This is a genomic window from Kosakonia sp. (assembly GCF_032104925.1).
Lineage (GTDB): Bacteria > Pseudomonadota > Gammaproteobacteria > Enterobacterales > Enterobacteriaceae > Kosakonia.
The window spans coordinates 76,893-97,167 of sequence record NZ_DAMCGF010000014.1 but is presented as its reverse complement, the minus strand read 5'-3'; the positions used below and the strand labels follow the sequence as shown (position 1 = coordinate 97,167).

Below are 20,275 nucleotides of genomic sequence, written 5' to 3'. Positions count from 1 at the left end.
TCATGGCTAAGAGTTTGTACGAAAAGTTATTTGACGCCCATGTGGTCTATGAAGCGCCAAACGAAACCCCACTGTTGTATATCGACCGCCATCTGGTGCATGAAGTGACATCACCGCAGGCGTTCGATGGGCTGCGCGCGCACCACCGTCCGGTGCGCCAGCCGGGTAAAACCTTCGCGACGATGGATCACAACGTCTCGACACAAACTAAAGACATCAACGCTTCCGGCGAGATGGCGCGCATTCAGATGCAGGAGTTAATCAAAAACTGCAACGAATTCGGCGTTGAGCTTTATGACCTGAACCACCCGTATCAGGGCATCGTCCACGTAATGGGGCCGGAACAGGGCATCACCCTGCCGGGCATGACCATCGTTTGTGGCGATTCCCACACCGCCACCCACGGCGCATTTGGCGCGCTGGCTTTCGGTATCGGTACATCGGAAGTGGAACACGTTCTGGCGACGCAAACCCTGAAGCAGGGTCGCGCCAAAACCATGAAAATTGAAGTCAAAGGCACGGCCGCACCGGGGATCACCGCGAAAGATATCGTGCTGGCGATCATTGGTAAAACCGGCAGCGCCGGCGGCACCGGGCACGTGGTTGAGTTCTGCGGTGACGCTATCCGTGCGCTGAGCATGGAAGGCCGTATGACGCTGTGCAATATGGCGATTGAGATGGGCGCAAAAGCCGGCCTGGTCGCCCCGGATGAAACCACCTTTAACTACGTGAAAGGTCGTTTGCATGCGCCGAAGGGCAAAGACTTCGATGATGCGGTGGCCTACTGGAAAACCCTGCATACCGACGAAGGTGCGGTTTTCGACACCGTAGTTACGTTGCAGGCCGAAGAGATCGCCCCGCAGGTAACCTGGGGCACCAACCCGGGTCAGGTTATTTCAGTGACCGATATCATTCCCGATCCGGCCTCGTTCGCCGATCCGGTTGAGCGCGCTTCCGCAGAAAAAGCGCTGGCCTACATGGGGCTGAAACCTGGTGTACCGTTAACGGAAGTGGCTATCGATAAAGTCTTTATCGGCTCCTGCACCAACTCACGCATTGAAGATCTGCGCGCAGCGGCGGAAATAGCCAAAGGGCGCAAAGTCGCGCCGGGCGTACAGGCGCTGGTTGTGCCTGGCTCCGGTCCGGTGAAAGCACAGGCGGAAGCCGAAGGTCTGGACAAAATCTTTATTGAAGCCGGTTTTGAATGGCGCTTGCCGGGCTGCTCCATGTGCCTGGCCATGAATAACGATCGCCTGAATCCGGGTGAACGTTGCGCATCGACCAGTAACCGTAACTTTGAAGGCCGCCAGGGCCGCGGCGGGCGCACGCATCTGGTTAGCCCGGCGATGGCCGCCGCCGCCGCCGTGACCGGCCATTTCGCTGATATTCGCAGCTTGTAAGGAGAACAACCATGGCAGAGAAATTTACCCAACATACCGGCCTGGTCGTTCCGCTGGATGCCGCGAATGTGGATACCGACGCCATTATCCCGAAGCAGTTTTTGCAGAAGGTCACGCGCACCGGTTTTGGTGCCCATCTGTTTAACGACTGGCGTTTTCTGGATGACAAAGGCCAACAGCCGAACCCGGAGTTCGTGCTGAATTTCCCGCAATACAAAGGCGCATCGATTTTGCTGGCGCGGGAAAACTTTGGCTGCGGTTCGTCACGTGAACACGCGCCGTGGGCGTTGACCGATTACGGTTTCAAAGTGGTGATTGCGCCAAGTTTCGCCGACATCTTTTACGGCAACAGCTTTAACAACCAGCTGCTGCCGGTAACGTTGAGCGATCAAGAAGTGGATGAACTCTTTACGCTGGTGCAGAACAACCCGGGCATTAACTTTGAGGTGGATCTGCAAGCACAAGTGGTGAATGCGGGCGGGAAGTCGTACAGCTTCTCGATTGACGCCTTCCGCCGCCACTGCATGCTGAACGGTCTGGACAGCATCGGTCTGACGTTACAGCACGACGATGCCATCGCCGCTTACGAAAACAAACAGCCCGCTTTTATGCGCTAACCAACAACAGGCCCGGTTTCCGGGCCTTTTTACGTTTATACGTCTTTAACGCGGCTGGTCAGCCACAGCGTCAGCACTGAAATCACCGCAATGCCGATATAAACTGCGCCGTGGCCAAAGCTTTGCGCCAGCGCGCCCTGGATCACCCCGGCCAGGATCACGCCGGTCGAAATACTGTTGGTAAACAGTGTGGTCGCCGAACCTGCCCGCCCAGGCATCAGATCCTGAAACCACAACATGCCAATCCCGGCGATAATCCCGATAAACACCGCATTAAACAGTTGCAGGGAAAGTAACGCCGTCTGGCTGTGGAAAAAAATCAGGCCGATGTAGAACAGCACACCCGCCGCAACCGCGGTGAGCATCATGCGCCGTTTACCGATGCGTTTGACAAAAAAGCCCGCCAGGATCATCGCCGGGATCTCCAGCCCTGCTGCCGTGCCCATTAAAATCCCGGCCAGTTTGTCAGGTAGCCCTAATTCCAGGCCAATCCACAGCGGCATATCAATGATGTACATGGTGTTGCAGGTCCACATCAGCGTGGAGGCAATAAACAGCATGCGTACATTTTTATCGCTCCAGCCGCTGACCTGCGTCACCGCCACGTCGGCGGGCTGTTCAACACGCGCCACCGAAGGCAGCCAGAACGCCACCAGCACCAGGCTGATAACGAAAATCCCGGCGGCGATGGAAAACATGGCGGTAAAGCCGTAATTAAGCGCCAGCATAAACGCCAGTGGCGGGCCAATCACCCACGCCAGCGAGAGTTGTGCGCGCATGAAAGAACTGAACATCACCACTTCACGTGCAGAACTGTCCGCATACTCGCGCGCCAGCGCGAAAAGCTGCGGCATGGCGGTATTTGCCAGCGACGCCAGCAGCACACCGCAGGTGATAAGCGTCAGATAGTGGCGGTTAAAGGCGAATAACAGCGCATTGCCCACCGCCATCAGGCAACAAAAGAGGATCAATTTGCGCCTGTCGCCCTGGTTGTCGGATCGTTTTGCCAGCCCAAGGCTGACCACAATCCCGGCTATGGCGTTGACGGTATAAAACAGCCCAACCCAGAACGGCTCAGCGCCCACTTCCCGGCTCAGGAACAAGCTGAGCGTCGGTGCCTGTAGCGCTCCGGCAACTCCCATCATAAAGGCGACGATCATAAAAGCGACGTAAACGCCATTAAGGCGGCGTCCCATCGTCATTAACCAGAGCATGAATATTTCCTTGTTAGCACGGCAAAAAGGGAAAGCGTAAAAAGCGGCTGTCAGCATAAACGAAAAAAGCCAGCAAAAAACATTTTGCTGGCGGGTGCATTCGCACTTAATACTCAGTCACACATGATTTCGGCGATTCAGTCTTTCGAGACCGGCGTTGTCACTTCCCACTGCATCAGCTCTTCCAGCATTTTCAGGCGCTGCCGTGCGCTCAGGCGGGCGAGCCAGCCCGCATCCTGCGTGGCGTGAAAATAGTCCAGATAAAACCGTCGTATGGATGATCTCAGCATATGACCTCCTCGCTTTCATCGCAGAGAAGTATTGGCTTAATATAGGGATTAATAAATTGCTGAGTTTTTATCAGGAGTTCCCCTTTTATGTCGTCCGGCCGCCTGCAACAACAGTTTATCCGTCTGTGGCAATGCTGCGATGGGAAGTCACAAGAAACGACGCTCAACGAGCTGGCGGAGCTGCTTAGCTGTTCGCGCCGCCATATGCGCACCCTGCTCAATACCATGCAGGAGCGCGGCTGGCTGACCTGGGATGCTGAAGCCGGCCGTGGCAAACGTTCGCGGCTCACCTTTCTTTATACCGGCCTTGCGCTCCAGCAACAGCGCGCCGAAGACCTGCTGGAGCAGGATCGCATCGATCAACTGGTGCAACTGGTCGGCGATAAAAAGGCCGTGCGCCAGATGCTGGTTTCGCATCTCGGCCGGAGCTTTCGCCAGGGGCGACATATCCTGCGGGTCCTTTACTACCGGCCACTGCGTAACCTGCTGCCAGGTAGTGCATTACGTCGTTCCGAAACCCATATAGCACGGCAAATCTTCAGTGCGCTGACGCGCATAAATGAGGAAAACGGGGAACTGGAAGCGGATATCGCCCACCACTGGAAGCTGATTTCCCCGTTGCACTGGCGCTTTTATTTACGCCCCGGCATTCATTTTCATCATGGCCGCGAACTGGAAATGAGCGATGTGATTGCATCGCTGGAGCGCGCCACGGCCCTGCCGCTCTACTCACATATCCGCGAAGTGATCTCGCCGACGCCCTGGACACTGGATATCCATCTCAGCCAGCCGGATAACTGGCTGCCGTGGTTGATGGGGCATGTGCCGGCAATGATTTTGCCGCGTGAATGGAACACGATAAGCAACTTCGCCAGCCAGCCGATTGGTACTGGCCCTTACGCCGTGACGCGCAATACCACTAATCAGTTAAAAATCCACGCCTTTGATGACTACTTCGGCTTTCGCGCCCTGATCGATGAAGTCAACGTCTGGGTGTTGCCGGATCTGAGCGATGAACCGACCAGCGGCCTGACGCTTGAGGGGCCAACCGACGGCGAAAAAGCGGTGGAAAGCCGCCTCGAAGAGGGCTGTTATTACCTGCTGTTTGATGCGCGATCCAGTCGTGGCGCGAACCCGGCGGTCAGGGAGTGGGTCAGCCATGTGCTCTCCCCCACTAATCTGCTGTGGCACGCCAATGAGCAGTACCAACGCTACTGGTTCCCGGCTTACGGTCTGCTGCCGCGCTGGCACCATGCCCGCCCCGGTAGTGGTGAAAAACCGGCGGGTCTGGAAACCCTGACGCTCACGTTCTATCGCGAACATAACGAGCACGAAGCGCTGTCACGTACCATGAGCACGCTGCTGGCCGAGCACGGCGTGAAGCTGATTGTGCAGGAAGTGGATTACGAGGAGTGGCATCGGGGCGAAGCCGGGAGCGATATCTGGCTTAACAGCGCCAATTTCACGCTGCCGCTGGATTTCTCAGTGTTCGCCAACCTCTACGAAGTACCGCTGCTACAGCACTGTATTCCGCTCGACTGGCAGGCAGATGCGGCAAAATGGCGCAACGGGGAGATGAATCTTGCCGTCTGGTCGCAACAGTTGCTCGCCAGTAAAGCCATCGTACCGCTAATCCACCACTGGCTGAGGATTCAGGGACAGCGCACCATGCGCGGGCTGCGCATGAACACGCTGGGCTGGTTCGACTTTAAATCCGCCTGGTTTGCGCCACCGGATCCATAAGGCTTTCGCATTTTTTACCAAATCATTACAATAGCGGCGTTCTCAACGGGGTGCTGCGCCATGCGCGTGTGCTGAGAAAATACCCGTCGAACCTGATCCGGATAACGCCGGCGAAGGGATTTGAGGCTGCCTCTCAAAATCCTTTGCCACCCATTTTGAGGTGCAAAGTGTTAAAAAAATCACTGCCGTTCCTGCTGCTGATCGCAGCGCCTGTTTTTGCAAAACCCGTTCTGACCGTTTACACCTACGACTCCTTCTCTGCCGACTGGGGGCCAGGGCCTGCGGTAAAAAAAGCCTTTGAAAGCGACTGCAACTGCGAGCTGAAATTCGTGGCGCTTGAAGATGGCGTTTCGCTGCTTAACCGCCTGCGCATGGAAGGCAAAAACAGTAAAGCCGACGTGGTGTTGGGGCTGGATAACAACCTGCTGGAAGCCGCGACACAAACCAAACTGTTCGCCAAAAGCGGCGTCGCCACCGATGCGGTTAACGTGCCTGGCGGCTGGAAGAACGACACGTTTGTACCGTTCGACTACGGCTGGTTCGCGTTTGTCTACGATAAAAACAAACTGAAAAACCCGCCCAAAAGCCTGAAAGAGCTGGTCGAAAGCGATCAGAAATGGCGCGTTATCTACGAAGATCCGCGCACCAGCACGCCAGGCCTCGGCCTGCTACTGTGGATGCAGAAAGTCTATGGCGACAACGCCCCGCAAGCGTGGCAGAAACTGGCGGCCAAAACGGTCACCGTCACCAAAGGCTGGAGCGAAGCCTACGGCCTGTTCCTGAAAGGGGAAAGCGACCTGGTGCTGAGCTATACCACTTCTCCGGCTTACCACATTATTGCCGAGAAGAAAGATAACTACGCGGCGGCGAATTTCAGCGAAGGCCACTATTTGCAGGTAGAAGTTGCCGCCCGCACCGCTGCCAGTAAACAGCCGGAACTGGCGGAAAAATTCCTCAAGTTTATGGTTTCGCCCGCGTTCCAGAACACTATCCCGGCCGGTAACTGGATGTACCCGGTCACCAATGTGACGCTGCCTGCGGGCTTCGACCAACTGGTGAAACCGCAAATCTCGCTGGAATACTCTTCGCAGGAGGTCGCGTCCCAGCGTGCAACCTGGATTAATGCATGGCAACGCGCCGTCAGCCGCTGATTGCTGGCTGGCTGCTGCCCGGCCTCACCGCCGCCACATTGATGGTGGCGGTGGCGCTGGCAGCCTTTCTTGCCCTGTGGCAAAACGCCCCGTCCAGTGGGCTGGCTGATTTTTTCCAGGACAGCTACCTGTGGCATGTGGTGCGCTTCTCCTTCTGGCAAGCGTTTCTCTCCGCGCTGCTCTCGGTCGTACCGGCGATATTTCTTGCCCGCGCGCTCTACCGGCGGCGTTTTCCTGGCCGTCTCGCCTTACTGCGCCTGTGCGCCATGACTCTGATCCTGCCGGTACTGGTCGCCGTGTTCGGCATTCTCAGCGTGTATGGCCGCCAGGGCTGGCTGGCAACGCTCTGGCACGCGCTTGGTCTGGAATGGACATTCTCGCCATATGGTTTACAGGGCATTTTGCTGGCACACGTCTTTTTTAATTTGCCGATGGCCTCGCGCCTGCTGCTGCAAACGCTGGAGCAGATTCCCGGCGAGCAGCGCCAGCTTGCCGCACAACTGGGTATGCGCGGCTGGGCATTCTTCCGTTTTGTCGAGTGGCCGTGGTTACGCCGCCAGATCCCGCCGGTCGCCGCGCTGATTTTTATGCTCTGCTTCGCCAGTTTCGCCACCGTGCTGTCGCTGGGCGGCGGGCCGCAGGCCACCACCATTGAACTGGCCATCTACCAGGCGCTCAGCTTCGATTTTGATCCCGCCCGCGCAGCCATGCTGGCGCTGATCCAGATGATCTGCTGCCTCGGTCTGGTGCTGCTCAGCCAGCGGATGAGCAAAGCGATCGCCGTGGGCAGCCACCAGATTACTGGCTGGCGCAACCCGGAGGATCGGCTGTTCAGCAAGGTCGCGGATATCACATTGATTGTGCTGGCTCTGTTATTACTGCTGCCGCCGTTGCTGGCAGTGATTGTCGATGGCCTCAATCTGAGCCTGATGAAAGTGCTGGCGGAGCCAGTCCTGTGGCAAGCGGTGTGGACGTCGCTGCGCATCGCGCTGGGCGCGGGGCTGTTGTGCGTCGTGTTGACCATGATGCTGTTGTGGAGCAGCCGGGAGTTACGCGCGCGCCAGCAAATTATGGCCGGGCAAGCGCTGGAAATCAGCGGTATGTTGATCCTCGCGATGCCTGGGATCGTGCTGGCGACGGGCTTTTTTCTGCTGCTCAATAACAGGGTTGGCCTGCCCGCTTCCGCCGATGGCATCGTCATTTTTACCAATGCGCTGATGGCCATTCCTTATGCGCTGAAAGTGCTGGAAAACCCGATGCGCGATCTGACTTCCCGCTACAGCATGTTGTGCCAGTCGCTGGGAATGCAGGGTTTTCAGCGTCTGCGCGTGGTCGAATTACGCGCGCTGAAACGCCCGCTGGCCCAGGCGCTGGCATTTGCCTGCGTGCTGTCGATTGGCGATTTCGGCGTGGTGGCGTTATTTGGTAATGACGACTTTCGCACGCTGCCGTTTTATCTCTATCAGCAGATTGGATCGTACCGTAGCCAGGACGGCGCAGTGACCGCACTCATCCTGTTGCTGCTGTGCTTTTTCTTATTCACCGTGATTGAAAAACTTCCGGGCCGCCATGTTAAGACTGACTGATGTCACCTGGCTTTATCACCATCTGCCAATGCGCTTTTCCCTCTCTGTTACCCGGGGCGAGCAGATTGCCGTTCTCGGCCCAAGTGGCGCAGGGAAAAGCACGCTGCTGAACCTGGTAGCCGGGTTTCTTACTCCCGCCAGCGGCACGATAACCATCGCAGGCGAAGATCAAACGCATACCACGCCCTCGCAGCGCCCGGTATCGATGCTGTTTCAGGAAAATAACCTCTTTACTCATCTTACTGTGCGGCAAAATATCGGACTGGGGTTAAACCCAGGTCTGAAGCTAAATAGCGACCAGCAGCATAAACTTGAGCAGATCGCCGAAACCATGGGGCTGGAATCACTGCTGGCACGCCTGCCGGAGCAGCTTTCCGGTGGTCAGCGTCAGCGCGTGGCGCTGGCGCGCTGCCTGGTGCGTGAGCAGCCGGTGTTATTGCTTGATGAACCCTTTTCCGCACTCGACCCGGCGCTGCGCCAGGAGATGCTCGCGCTGGTACAGTCAGTATGTCAGCGACAGCGGTTAACGCTGCTGATGGTGTCGCACAGTGTGGAGGATGCAGCGCGGATTGCCGAACGTTCGCTGGTGATTGCTGACGGGCGCATTGCGTGGGATGGCAACACGGACCAGTTGCTCAGCGGCAAATCGTCCGCGTCTGGTTTGCTGGGGATTCGCGGTCAGTGACCGCGAACAACGTTGCCTAAAATGTTGAGGTAAATCGGCATCAGCGGGTGCTGCGCCAGCGCGATCGCCGCAGCGACAGCAACCACCAGCGTGCCCGGCGCCAGCCATAACAGGCGGCGACGTGGCAGGTAGTTTGTCAAACGGTCAACACCGGATTTCCCCGCGCGCCATAACCGCCAGCACAACCAGCAGGCCAGCCACAGCAGCAGCGCGGTCAGCAACAACAGCCATTTGAAGTTGCCGCTTTGCATATCGGCGGGAATATCAATTGCCGCACCGGCCAGAATACCGGGCAGGAAGTAGAACGGCGGCCATAGCAGGCAGCCAACAATATTCGGCGGCAAAAACTTGCGGATGGGCAGATCCAGCATGCCGGCAACCATCGGGATCAGCGGGCGCGTCGGCCCGACAAAACGCCCAACCAGAATGGTAAATACGCTGTGCTGATGCAGCGCGTGTTCGGTTTTATCGAGCAGCGCTTTGTTCTTTTTCATAAACGACCAGCGGTGCAGCGGCCCCTTAAAACGCCAGCCCAACCAAAAGGAGATCCAGTCGCCGAGCAGGCAGCCAACAATCCCTGCCAGCCACGCATGCCAGAAGTTCACTTCGCCGCTGCCGATCAGCGCGCCGAGCGCCGCCATCATTACCGTGCCGGGTAAAATCAGCCCGACTAACGCCAGCGACTCAAAAAACGCCACCAGCATAATCGCCGCCAGCGAATACATGGCGGATTGGGTAACAAAGTGTTCCAGCAGCGCTTCCATAAGGTGTCCTGTTCAGAATGAACGCTGGATTCTCCGGAGGTCATCCGCGAGCGTCAAGCTTTCAATTATCTGAAAATTTTACCGGTTATGTCACATTGCAGAACCTTTCATTGCCATTCTTTACTTTTTATTCACATCCCGCGCGGAATTCACTGGGGCTGGCACCGGTGCATTTTTTAAAAACCCGCGAGAAATAGAGCTGATCGTCAAAGCCAACATTGCGCCCGACGCTGGCAATCGGCATTCGCGTGGTGCTAAGCAGTAGTTTTGCCTGGCTGATACGCTGATCCTCGCGCCAGCTCAGCACACTCACGCCCAGTTGTTGACGAAAAAGGTGTGACAGGCGTGAAGGCGACAAGCAAACATGCTGAGCAACGCTTGCGATATCAAAATGGTTATCCGCCAGGTGATCGCTAATGTACTGGCAGGCGTCGCGCACGCGGTTATCCAGCGGCGGGTGCAACGATTCGTTAATCGCTTCCATACGGCGTAAGAGCAATTGCTCCAGCAGATTTATCGCCAGATGTTCCGCATAGCGCCCGACACTTTGCCCGGCGTCGATAATTTGCGCGAAAAGTTCACGAAAACGCGCCATATGCGCATCATCAGGACGGTAAAAACCGGTTTGCGCGAACAGTGTCGGCCAGTTCAGCCACTCGTGCCAGTAGGCGCGTGGACGGAAGTAAACCCACTGGTGATACCACTCGCTGGCGTCGGGGTGGCGGCCATAGTGGTGAATTTCTCCCGGCGGGAAAAGCAGGATATCGCCAGGGCGGCAAACAAACTGCTTACCGTGGTTCATCACCACCCCCTCGCCGCGCACGGTGAGATTCAGGATATAGCCCTTCATACCCAGCGGTCTGTCGATAAAAAAATCGAGATAACCGTCGGCTTCAATGGGGGTCAGCCCCGCCACCAGATGCGCATTAAACGAGTACCCTGGCAGCAGTGGATCGTTCTGTGATTCAGCCATAAACGCAATACTCCCGTGCCTGGTAAAGAAACCAATTGTCCATATTGAGAATCCCGTCATTCCTCAGCCGCCCGCAGGCAAAGGGCGTAAACACGCCAATTGTCTAATCCCGCCAGACAAAAGCGATTACGCCTTTTTAACGCCGCTGAACAGGGCAAAAAGGGATAACGGAAGTGTCTATAAAGGCGGCAGAAATGTCCACATCGAATTTTTGCACGGCGTCACACTTTGCGATCCCATAGCATTTTAATCCATAAGATTAGCGGATCCTGCCTGACGGTTTTTGCCGCCGCTCACTATCGTTTTTCTAACGGTTATTCTTCATGGAGCAAGATACATGGCAATCACAATTGGCCTCGATTTCGGCAGCGATTCAGTACGTGCGCTGGCGGTAGACTGCACATCCGGGGCGGAGATCGCCACCAGTGTCGAGTGGTATCCACGCTGGCAGGAGGGGCGTTATTGCGATGCGCCGCATAACCAATTTCGCCACCACCCGCGCGATTACATCGAGTCGATGGAAGCGGCACTGAAAAGTGTGCTGGCGGAGCTGACCGACGAGCAACGCGCCGGGATCAAAGGCATTGGCGTCGACAGCACCGGTTCAACACCGGCGCCGATTGATGCCGAAGGCCGCGTGCTGGCGCTGCGCCCGGAGTTTGCCGACAACCCGAACGCGATGTTTGTGTTGTGGAAAGATCACACCGCCGTCGAAGAGGCGGAAGCCATTACCCGCTTGTGCCACACCCCCGGCAAAACTGACTACTCGCGCTACATCGGCGGCATTTACTCCAGCGAATGGTTCTGGGCAAAAATCCTGCACGTTACCCGCGCGGATAGCGCCGTCGCGCAGGCTGCCGCCTCCTGGATCGAACTGTGTGACTGGATCCCCGCCCTGCTCTCCGGCACCACGCGTCCGGAAGCGATTCGTCGCGGGCGTTGCAGCGCCGGGCATAAATCCCTGTGGCATGAAAGCTGGGGTGGCCTGCCGCCTGCCGCGTTCTTCGATGAACTCGATCCCATCATTAATAAGCACCTGAACTGGCCGCTGTTTACCGACACGTATACCGCCGATATTCCCGTCGGCACGTTGACGGCCGAGTGGGCGCAGCGCCTTGGTTTGCCTGAATCCGTAGTGATTTCCGGCGGTGCCTTCGACTGCCATATGGGCGCAGTTGGCGCAGGCGCACAACCGAATACGCTGGTGAAAGTCATCGGTACATCTACCTGCGACATTCTGATTGCCGACAAACAGAGCGTTGGCGACCGGGCGGTAAAAGGCATTTGCGGCCAGGTTGATGGCAGCGTAGTGCCGGACTTTATCGGCCTCGAAGCCGGGCAGTCCGCCTTTGGCGATATCTATGCCTGGTTTGGCCGCGTGCTTGGCTGGCCGCTGGAACAGCTCGCGCAGCAACATCCAGAGCTGAAAGCGCAGATCAAAGCCAGCCAGAAACAACTCTTACCTGCGCTGACCGATGCGTGGGTAAAAAATCCATCGCTCGATCACCTGCCGGTGGTGCTGGACTGGTTTAACGGTCGCCGTACGCCAAATGCCAACCAGCGTCTGAAAGGGGTGATCACCGATTTGAATCTCGGCACCGACGCCCCGGCGCTGTTTGGCGGGTTGATTGCCGCAACCGCGTTCGGCGCGCGCGCCATTATGGAGTGCTTCACCGAACAGGGTATTGCCGTCGACAACGTAATGGCGCTCGGCGGTATCGCACGTAAAAACCTCGGCGTGATGCAGGCCTGCTGCGATGTGCTAAACCGCCCATTACAGGTGGTCGAATCTGAACAGTGCTGCGCGCTGGGTGCGGCGATTTTCGCCGCCGTCGCCGCGCAAGTGCATACCGATATCCCGGCGGCACAGCTGAAAATGGCCAGCGCCATCGAAAAAACCCTGCAACCAACCGCGCAGGCGCAACAGTTTGAACGCCTCTATCGCCGCTATCAGCAGTGGGCGAAGAGCGCCGAGCAACACTATCTCCCTTCAGCCGCGACAGTCTCGCAGGCCGCGTTAACTCATTAAGGACAAGATCATGACTATTTTCGACAATTATGAAGTGTGGTTCGTCATTGGCAGCCAGCACCTGTACGGGCCGGAAGCCCTGAAACAAGTGACGAAGCACGCCGAGCAGGTGGTCAACGCCCTCAATGCGGAAGCGAAACTGCCTTGCAAACTGGTGCTGAAACCACTGGGCACCACGCCGGATGAGATTACCCACATCTGCCGCGATGCCAACTACGATGACAAATGCGCCGGGATGGTGGTGTGGCTGCACACCTTCTCACCGGCGAAAATGTGGATTAACGGCCTCGCTATCCTCAATAAGCCGCTGCTGCAGTTCCACACCCAGTTCAATGCGTCCCTGCCGTGGGACAGCATTGATATGGACTTTATGAACCTCAACCAGACCGCGCACGGCGGCCGCGAGTTCGGCTTTATTGGCGCGCGTATGCGCCAGCAACATAGCGTGGTGACAGGCCACTGGCAGGATCAACACGCCCATCAACGCATCGGCGCGTGGATGCGCCAGGCAGTGTCTAAACAGGATACCCGCCAGCTGAAAGTGGTACGTTTCGGCGACAACATGCGCGAAGTGGCGGTGACGGACGGCGATAAAGTCGCAGCACAAATCAAGTTCGGTTTCTCGGTCAATACCTGGGGCGTGGGCGATCTGGTGCAAGTAGTGAACGCCGTGAGCGATGGCGATGTCAACGCGCTGGTTGATGAGTATGAAAGCAGCTATCGCCTGACGGCTGCCGCGCAGGTTCATGGCGATAAACGCCAGAACGTGCTTGACGCCGCGCGCATCGAACTGGGCCTGAAACGCTTCCTCGAAGAGGGCGGTTTCCATGCCTTCACTACCACCTTTGAAGATCTGCACGGCCTGAAACAGTTACCGGGCCTGGCGGTACAGCGTTTGATGCAGCAAGGCTACGGCTTCGCCGGTGAAGGCGACTGGAAGACCGCCGCGCTGCTGCGCATCATGAAAGTGATGTCCGGCGGGCTGAACGGCGGCACCTCCTTTATGGAGGATTACACCTATCACTTTGAGCACGGCAACGATCTGGTGCTCGGCTCGCACATGCTGGAAGTCTGTCCTTCTATCGCCATCGACGAAAAACCGACGCTGGATGTGCAGTACCTCGGTATTGGCGGCAAAGCCGATCCGGCACGTCTGATTTTCTCCACCAAAACCGGCCCGGCGATTAACGCCAGCCTGATCGACTTAGGCGATCGTTTCCGTCTGTTGGTGAACTGCGTTGAGGCGGTGAAAACCCCGCACGATCTGCCGAAACTGCCGGTCGCCAACGCCCTGTGGAAAGCGCAGCCGGATCTGCCAACCGCCTCTGAAGCGTGGATCCTCGCCGGTGGCGCGCACCACACCGTCTTCAGCCAGGCGCTGACACTTGACGATATGCGCCAGTTCAGCGAGCTGCACGATCTTGAGCTGACGGTTATCGACAACGACACCCGCCTGCCTGCGTTTAAAGACGCGCTGCGCTGGAACGAAGTGTATTACGGTTCAAAACGTTAACAGGGAACACCCGGCCTGCTGCGGCAGGCCATCTTTCCTGGAGGAACGCATGTTAGAAGCATTGAAACAGCAGGTGCTGGAAGCCAACCTGGCGCTGCCGAAACATCACCTGGTCACGCTGACATGGGGCAACGTCAGTGCCGTTGATCGTACAAGCGGCCTGATGGTGATTAAACCTTCTGGCGTTGATTACAGCGTCATGACCGCTAACGATATGGTGGTCGTCAACATCACCACCGGCGAAGTAGTTGAAGGCACGAAAAAACCCTCTTCCGATACGCCGACTCACCGTCTGCTGTACCAGGCGTTTCCGACCATCGGCGGCATTGTGCATACCCACTCTCGCCATGCCACCATCTGGTCGCAGGCTGGTCAGCCGATCCCGGCAACGGGCACCACCCATGCCGACTATTTTTATGGCGAGATCCCCTGTACCCGTAAGATGACCGACGAGGAGATCAACGGCGAATACGAGTGGGAAACCGGCAATGTGATCGTCGAGACTTTTGAGAAAAAAGGCATCGATCCGGCGCAAATGCCCGGCGTGCTGGTGCATTCTCATGGCCCGTTCGCGTGGGGCAAAAGCGCAGATGACGCGGTACATAACGCCATCGTGCTCGAAGAAGTGGCCTATATGGGTATTTTCTGCCGTCAGCTCGCGCCTGAGTTACCCGCCATGCAACAAACGCTGCTGGATAAACACTATTTACGTAAGCACGGCGCGAAGGCTTACTACGGCCAATGACTGTATAAAACCACAGCACCCAACAACAAACCAGGCTATAATCTCGCCTGGTTTTGTTTTATGAGAGACGGCTGTGGCGCAGGCGCAAGAAGGTTTTATTTTAACCCGACACTGGCGGGATACCCCCGGCGGAACCGAGGTCGAGTTCTGGCTGGCGACGGATAATGGCCCGCTGCGCGTCGTGCTGTCACCGCAAGAATCGGTCGCCTTTATTCCCGCCGCGCAGGTGGAAAAGGTTAAGTTGCTGCTGCGAACCGAAAAGCAGTGGCGCTTAACGCCGCTGAACCTGAGTGACTTTCACCGCCAGCCGGTATATGGCCTTTACTGCCGCGCCTATCGCCAACTGATGCGCATTGAAAAAATGCTGCGCGATGACGGTATCACCGTTTACGAAGCTGATATCCGCCCGCCGGAACGCTTTCTGATGGAGCGCTTTATTACCGCGCCGGTGTGGGTTGACGGCACGCCACAAGGTGCCGCGCTGGTTGACGCGCGGCTAAAACCCAGCCCGCACTATCGCCCGCCGCTGAAATGGGTGTCGCTGGATATCGAAACCAGCCGCCATGGCGAGCTTTACTGTATCGGCCTTGAGGGCTGCGGGCAGCGCACGGTCTATATGCTCGGCCCGGAAAACGGCAGCGCGCAGGGGCTGGATTTTGAGCTGGAGTATGTTGCCAGCCGCCCACAACTGCTGGAAAAACTCAACGCCTGGTTTGCCGCGCACGATCCGGATGTGATCATTGGCTGGAACGTCGTGCAATTCGATTTGCGCGTGCTGCAAAAAAGCGCCGAGCGCTACCGCGTACCGCTGACGCTCGGGCGTAACGGCAGCGAGCTGGAGTGGCGCGAACACGGTTTTAAGAATGGCGTCTTCTTCGCACAGGCCACCGGCAGGCTGATTATTGACGGGATTGAAGCGCTGAAATCCGCGTTCTGGAACTTCTCCTCGTTCTCACTGGAAGCCGTCTCCAGAGAGCTGCTTGGCGAAGGCAAAGCGATTGATAACCCGTGGGATCGCATGGATGAGATCGACCGGCGCTTCGCCGAAGATAAACCCGCGCTCGCCACCTATAACCTGAAAGATTGCGAACTGGTGACGCGTATCTTTCACAAGACGGAGATCATGCCGTTTTTGCTGGAGCGCGCCACGGTAAACGGTTTGCCCGTTGATCGCCACGGCGGCTCGGTGGCGGCCTTCAGCCACCTCTATTTTCCGCGTATGCACCGCGCAGGCTATGTCGCGCCAAATCTCGGTGCCGTGCCGCCGCAGGCCAGCCCCGGCGGTTATGTAATGGATTCGCGCCCCGGCCTGTATGACTCGGTGCTGGTACTGGATTACAAAAGCCTCTACCCCTCTATTATCCGCACTTTCCTGATCGATCCCGTCGGCCTGGTTGAAGGCATGGCGCAGCCGGATAACGCGCACAGTACCGAGGGGTTTCTTGGCGCATGGTTTTCGCGTGAAAAGCACTGCCTGCCGGGGATTGTCGGGCAGATCTGGCACGGGCGCGATGAGGCCAAACGTCACGGCAACAAGCCGCTGTCGCAAGCGCTGAAGATCATTATGAATGCGTTTTACGGCGTACTCGGCACCAGCGCCTGCCGCTTTTTCGATCCGCGGCTGGCATCGTCGATCACTATGCGTGGCCACGAGATCATGCGCCAGACCAAAGCGCTGATTGAAGCGCAGGGTTACGACGTAATCTATGGCGACACGGACTCCACCTTCGTCTGGCTAAAGAAAGCCCACAGCGAAGAGGATGCCGCGCGTATTGGCCGCGCGCTGGTTGAACACGTCAACGGCTGGTGGTCGGCGCATCTTAAAAGCCAGCAACTGGAAAGCGCGCTGGAACTGGAGTTTGAAACGCATTTTTGCCGGTTTCTGATGCCCACCATTCGCGGCACTGAACAGGGCAGCAAAAAGCGTTACGCCGGAATGATTCAGGAAGGCGAGAACCAGCGCATGGTGTTTAAGGGGCTGGAAACCGTGCGTACCGACTGGACACCGCTGGCGCAGCAGTTCCAGCAAACGCTCTACCTGCGCGTGTTTCGCAATGAGCCTTATCAGGACTATGTGCGCGAAACCATTGCCAGCCTGATGGCGGGCGAACTCGACGATCAGCTTATTTATCGCAAGCGCCTGCGCAGAGCGCTTTCCGAATATGAACGTAATGTGCCGCCGCACGTGCGCGCTGCACGGCTGGCGGATGAAGAGAACCGCAAACGGGGTCGCCCGGCGCAGTACCAGAATCGCGGCACCATCAAGTATGTCTGGACCACCAGCGGGCCAGAGCCGGTGGATTACCAACACTCGCCGCTCGATTACGATCACTACCTGAGTAAACAGTTACAGCCGGTTGCCGAGGGAATTCTGCCTTTCATTGACGACGACTTTGCTACACTACTTACAGGGCAGCTGGGACTCTTTTGAGATTTACTTATCGCGTTTCCCGGCTTGCAACACTACCGCTATACCCTGGCTATTTCAGGTTTGTGCCGCCATGCGGCGCGAAAGACGGCAGGTATAGGTAGTGACGAAAGGGATTGCTTCCTTTACCATAGCGCCCTTCCTTTTTCTGGCCCCAAATTTTATACGCCCGCCTGCCTTCAGGCGGTGACGAACTATTGCCTGCAATTTGAGATATAGAGTTCATTTATGCCCTTTACACTTGGTCAACGCTGGATTAGCGACACGGAAAGCGAACTCGGACTTGGCACAGTCGTCGCAATGGATGCGCGCACGGTCACCCTCCTTTTTCCGGCCACGGGTGAAAACCGTCTGTACGCTCGCAGCGACTCTCCGGTTACCCGCGTGATGTTCAACCCCGGTGATACGGTGACCAGCCATGATGGCTGGCAGCTCACAATTGAAGACGTAAAAGAGGAAAACGGGCTGCTCGCTTACACCGGCACACGCCTTGATACGCAGGAAAGCAATGTCACCCTGCGCGAAGTGTTACTCGACAGCAAACTGGTGTTCAGCAAACCGCAAGACCGCTTATTCGCCGGGCAGATCGACCGTATGGATCGCTTCGCGCTGCGTTTTCGCGCACGTAAATACCAAAGTGAGCAGTACCGTATGCCGTGGAGCGGCTTGCGTGGCCAGCGCACCAACCTGATCCCGCACCAGCTGCACATCGCTCACGATGTGGGCCGTCGCCATGCGCCGCGCGTGCTGCTGGCAGATGAAGTGGGTCTTGGGAAAACCATTGAAGCCGGGATGATCCTGCATCAACAACTGCTTGCTGGCGCGGCTGAACGCGTGCTGATCGTGGTGCCGGAAACCCTGCAACATCAGTGGCTGGTTGAAATGCTGCGCCGCTTCAACCTTCGTTTTGCCCTGTTTGACGATGAGCGTTACGCCGAAGCGCAGCACGATGCCGACAACCCGTTCGATACCGAGCAACTGGTGATTTGCTCGCTCGATTTCGTGCGCCGCAACAAGCAACGCCTGGAGCACCTGTGCGACGCTGAATGGGATCTGCTGGTGGTCGACGAAGCGCATCACCTGGTGTGGAGCGAAAACGAAGCCAGCCGTGAATATCAGGCAATTGAACAACTGGCCGAGCGCGTACCGGGCATTCTGCTGCTGACCGCCACCCCGGAACAACTGGGGATGGAGAGCCACTTTGCCCGCCTGCGCTTGCTGGATCCGAACCGTTTCCATGATTTCGCCCAGTTCGTTGAAGAGCAGCAAAACTACCGTCCGGTCGCCGACGCCGTGGCCCTGCTGCTGGCGGGTGAACGCCTCAGCAACGATGACCTCAATATGTTGAGCGATCTGGTGGGCGAGCAAGATATCGAACCGCTGCTGCAAACCGCCAACAGCGATCGCGAAGGCGCGGCTGCCGCGCGTCAGGAACTGATTTCCATGCTGATGGATCGACACGGCACCAGCCGTGTGCTGTTCCGCAACACCCGTAACGGTGTAAAGGGTTTCCCGAAACGCGAGCTGCACACCGTTAAGCTGCCGCTGCCGACGCAGTATCAGACGGCGATTAAAGTCTCCGGCATTATGGGCGCGCGTAAAAGCCAGGAAGAGCGCGCCCGCGATATGCTCTACCCGGAGCAGATTTATCAGGAATTTGAAGGCGATACCGGAACATGGTGGAACTTCGACCCGCGCGTTGAGTGGCTGATGGGCTACCTCACCAGCCATCGTTCGCAAAAAGTGCTGGTGATCTGCGCCAAAGCCGCCACCGCGCTGCAACTGGAGCAGGTACTGCGCGAACGCGAAGGTATCCGTGCGGCGGTGTTCCATGAAGGTATGTCGATCATTGAACGCGATCGCGCAGCGGCGTGGTTCGGCGAAGAGGACAGCGGCGCGCAGGTTCTGTTGTGCTCGGAAATTGGCTCTGAAGGGCGTAACTTCCAGTTCGCCAGCCATTTAGTGATGTTCGATCTGCCGTTTAACCCGGATCTACTGGAGCAGCGCATCGGTCGTCTGGATCGTATTGGTCAGGCGCACGATATTCAGATCCATGTGCCTTATCTGGAGAAAACCGCGCAGTCCGTGCTGGTGCGCTGGTATCACGAAGGGCTGGACGCCTTCGAGCACACCTGCCCGACCGGGCGCACTATTTACGATAGCGTTCACAATGAGCTGATTAACTACCTGGCAGCACCGGAAGATACTGATGGTTTTGATCAGTTGATCAAAACCTGCCGTGAGCAGCACGACGCGCTGAAAGCACAGCTGGAACAAGGCCGCGACCGCTTGCTGGAGATCCACTCTAACGGCGGTGAAAAAGCACAGTCGCTGGCGGAAAGTATTGCCGAGCAGGACGACGACACGGCACTTATCGCCTTCGCCATGAACCTGTTCGATATCATTGGTATTAACCAGGACGATCGCGGTGAAAACATGATCGTGCTGACGCCATCGGATCACATGCTGGTGCCGGACTTCCCGGGTCTGCCGGAAGATGGCTGCACCATCACTTTCGATCGCGACGTCGCACTTTCGCGCGAAGACGCGCAGTTTGTCACCTGGGAACATCCGATCATCCGTAACGGTCTGGATCTGATCCTTTCTGGCGATACCGGCAGCAGTACGATTTCGCTGCTGAAAAACAAAGCGCTGCCGGTCGGTACGCTGCTGCTGGAGCTGATCTACGTGGTGGAAGCACAGGCGCCGAAACAGCTGCAACTTAATCGCTTCCTGCCATCGACGCCGATCCGCCTGCTGGTGGATAAAAACGGCACCAACCTCGCGGCTCAGGTGGAGTTCGAGAGCTTCAACCGCCAGCTCAGCGCGGTGAATCGCCATACCGGCAGCAAGCTGGTGAACGCGGTGCAGCAGGAGGTTCACGCCATTCTGCAAAAAGGTGAAACACAGGTGGAAGCCGCCGCACGCGAGCTGATTGACGCCGCGCGCAGCGAAGCGGATGAAAAGCTGTCGGCGGAACTGGCGCGCCTGGAAGCGTTAAAAGCGGTTAACCCGAACATCCGCGACGACGAACTGACCGCCATTGAGAGCAACCGCCAACAAGTGCTGGAAAGCCTGGCGCAGGCGAGCTGGCGGCTTGATGCGCTGCGTTTGATTGTTGTGACGCACCAATAACG

General features: G+C 57.3%; 15 protein-coding genes and 1 riboswitch. Of the genes, 11 read left to right on the top strand and 4 right to left on the bottom strand.

Going from position 1 to position 20,275, the window contains the following annotated elements; all coding sequences use genetic code 11:
* The first annotated feature begins 2 nt into the window (after positions 1-2).
* Both leuC and leuD read left to right on the top strand, forming a co-directional pair.
* Positions 3-1,400, top strand: coding sequence for a 3-isopropylmalate dehydratase large subunit (gene leuC, locus RT644_RS21145; protein WP_020456533.1), 1,398 nt, complete (start codon positions 3-5; stop codon positions 1,398-1,400).
* Between the two features lie 11 nt (positions 1,401-1,411).
* Positions 1,412-2,017, top strand: a complete 606-nt coding sequence (gene leuD / locus RT644_RS21140; RefSeq protein WP_313627986.1) for a 3-isopropylmalate dehydratase small subunit — start codon at positions 1,412-1,414, stop codon at positions 2,015-2,017.
* 35 nt (positions 2,018-2,052) lie between these two features.
* Here the strand turns inward: leuD and RT644_RS21135 are convergent, their stop codons facing one another.
* Both RT644_RS21135 and sgrT read right to left on the bottom strand, forming a co-directional pair.
* Entirely contained in the window at positions 2,053-3,231 is a 1,179-nt protein-coding gene (locus RT644_RS21135; RefSeq protein WP_313627984.1) for a sugar efflux transporter, read from the bottom strand.
* Positions 3,232-3,368: 137 nt separating this feature from the next.
* Complete coding sequence (gene sgrT / locus RT644_RS21130) at positions 3,369-3,521, bottom strand: glucose uptake inhibitor SgrT (protein ID WP_020456530.1); 153 nt, start codon at positions 3,519-3,521, stop codon at positions 3,369-3,371.
* 87 nt (positions 3,522-3,608) lie between these two features.
* Here sgrT and sgrR point away from each other — a divergent pair, with 87 nt between their 5' ends.
* From sgrR to thiQ, 4 genes are all read left to right on the top strand, one after another.
* Positions 3,609-5,264, top strand: coding sequence for an HTH-type transcriptional regulator SgrR (sgrR, locus tag RT644_RS21125; protein ID WP_020456529.1), 1,656 nt, complete (start codon positions 3,609-3,611; stop codon positions 5,262-5,264).
* Positions 5,265-5,300: 36 nt separating this feature from the next.
* A riboswitch (TPP riboswitch) is annotated at positions 5,301-5,401 on the top strand.
* Between the two features lie 30 nt (positions 5,402-5,431).
* Positions 5,432-6,415 (top strand): thiamine ABC transporter substrate binding subunit, encoded by a 984-nt coding sequence (gene thiB / locus RT644_RS21120; protein ID WP_313627982.1) that lies wholly within the window; start codon positions 5,432-5,434, stop codon positions 6,413-6,415.
* Positions 6,391-8,001 (top strand): thiamine/thiamine pyrophosphate ABC transporter permease ThiP, encoded by a 1,611-nt coding sequence (gene thiP, locus RT644_RS21115; protein ID WP_313627981.1) that lies wholly within the window; start codon positions 6,391-6,393, stop codon positions 7,999-8,001. The genes thiB and thiP overlap by 25 nt, the downstream gene beginning before the upstream one ends.
* Positions 7,985-8,686 (top strand): thiamine ABC transporter ATP-binding protein ThiQ, encoded by a 702-nt coding sequence (gene thiQ / locus RT644_RS21110; RefSeq protein ID WP_313627980.1) that lies wholly within the window; start codon positions 7,985-7,987, stop codon positions 8,684-8,686. Before thiP ends, thiQ begins: the two co-directional genes overlap by 17 nt.
* On the opposite strand, the gene RT644_RS21105 is transcribed toward thiQ, so the two are convergent.
* Both RT644_RS21105 and araC read right to left on the bottom strand, forming a co-directional pair.
* The gene (locus tag RT644_RS21105; protein ID WP_045509952.1) at positions 8,680-9,450 is read right to left on the bottom strand and encodes a DedA family protein; all 771 of its coding nucleotides are present in this window, start codon (positions 9,448-9,450) and stop codon (positions 8,680-8,682) included. The genes thiQ and RT644_RS21105 overlap by 7 nt on opposite strands.
* Positions 9,451-9,577: 127 nt before the next feature.
* The gene (gene araC / locus RT644_RS21100) at positions 9,578-10,423 is read right to left on the bottom strand and encodes an arabinose operon transcriptional regulator AraC (protein ID WP_045509955.1); all 846 of its coding nucleotides are present in this window, start codon (positions 10,421-10,423) and stop codon (positions 9,578-9,580) included.
* 337 nt (positions 10,424-10,760) lie between these two features.
* On the opposite strand from araC, the gene araB reads away from it, so the two are divergent.
* The 5 genes from araB to rapA all read left to right on the top strand — a co-directional run bounded on the left by araB (position 10,761) and on the right by rapA (position 20,273).
* Positions 10,761-12,452 (top strand): ribulokinase, encoded by a 1,692-nt coding sequence (gene araB, locus RT644_RS21095; RefSeq protein ID WP_313627977.1) that lies wholly within the window; start codon positions 10,761-10,763, stop codon positions 12,450-12,452.
* A 10-nt stretch (positions 12,453-12,462) separates the two neighbouring features.
* Complete coding sequence (gene araA, locus RT644_RS21090) at positions 12,463-13,965, top strand: L-arabinose isomerase (protein ID WP_045509960.1); 1,503 nt, start codon at positions 12,463-12,465, stop codon at positions 13,963-13,965.
* 49 nt (positions 13,966-14,014) lie between these two features.
* Positions 14,015-14,710, top strand: a complete 696-nt coding sequence (gene araD, locus RT644_RS21085; RefSeq protein ID WP_020456521.1) for an L-ribulose-5-phosphate 4-epimerase — start codon at positions 14,015-14,017, stop codon at positions 14,708-14,710.
* A gap of 73 nt (positions 14,711-14,783) precedes the next feature.
* The gene (gene polB / locus RT644_RS21080; RefSeq protein ID WP_313627974.1) at positions 14,784-17,141 is read left to right on the top strand and encodes a DNA polymerase II; all 2,358 of its coding nucleotides are present in this window, start codon (positions 14,784-14,786) and stop codon (positions 17,139-17,141) included.
* Between the two features lie 225 nt (positions 17,142-17,366).
* Positions 17,367-20,273 (top strand): RNA polymerase-associated protein RapA, encoded by a 2,907-nt coding sequence (rapA, locus tag RT644_RS21075; protein ID WP_313627972.1) that lies wholly within the window; start codon positions 17,367-17,369, stop codon positions 20,271-20,273.
* The last annotated feature ends 2 nt before the right edge of the window (positions 20,274-20,275 follow it).

Coding starts and splice junctions, on each gene's coding strand:
- leuC (WP_020456533.1), top strand. CDS start 3: ATGGCTAAGAGTTTGTACGAAAAGTTATTTGACGCCCATGTGGTCTAT.
- leuD (WP_313627986.1), top strand. CDS start 1,412: ATGGCAGAGAAATTTACCCAACATACCGGCCTGGTCGTTCCGCTGGAT.
- RT644_RS21135 (WP_313627984.1), bottom strand. CDS start 3,231: ATGCTCTGGTTAATGACGATGGGACGCCGCCTTAATGGCGTTTACGTC.
- sgrT (WP_020456530.1), bottom strand. CDS start 3,521: ATGCTGAGATCATCCATACGACGGTTTTATCTGGACTATTTTCACGCC.
- sgrR (WP_020456529.1), top strand. CDS start 3,609: ATGTCGTCCGGCCGCCTGCAACAACAGTTTATCCGTCTGTGGCAATGC.
- thiP (WP_313627981.1), top strand. CDS start 6,391: ATGGCAACGCGCCGTCAGCCGCTGATTGCTGGCTGGCTGCTGCCCGGC.
- thiQ (WP_313627980.1), top strand. CDS start 7,985: ATGTTAAGACTGACTGATGTCACCTGGCTTTATCACCATCTGCCAATG.
- RT644_RS21105 (WP_045509952.1), bottom strand. CDS start 9,450: ATGGAAGCGCTGCTGGAACACTTTGTTACCCAATCCGCCATGTATTCG.
- araC (WP_045509955.1), bottom strand. CDS start 10,423: ATGGCTGAATCACAGAACGATCCACTGCTGCCAGGGTACTCGTTTAAT.
- araB (WP_313627977.1), top strand. CDS start 10,761: ATGGCAATCACAATTGGCCTCGATTTCGGCAGCGATTCAGTACGTGCG.
- araA (WP_045509960.1), top strand. CDS start 12,463: ATGACTATTTTCGACAATTATGAAGTGTGGTTCGTCATTGGCAGCCAG.
- araD (WP_020456521.1), top strand. CDS start 14,015: ATGTTAGAAGCATTGAAACAGCAGGTGCTGGAAGCCAACCTGGCGCTG.
- rapA (WP_313627972.1), top strand. CDS start 17,367: ATGCCCTTTACACTTGGTCAACGCTGGATTAGCGACACGGAAAGCGAA.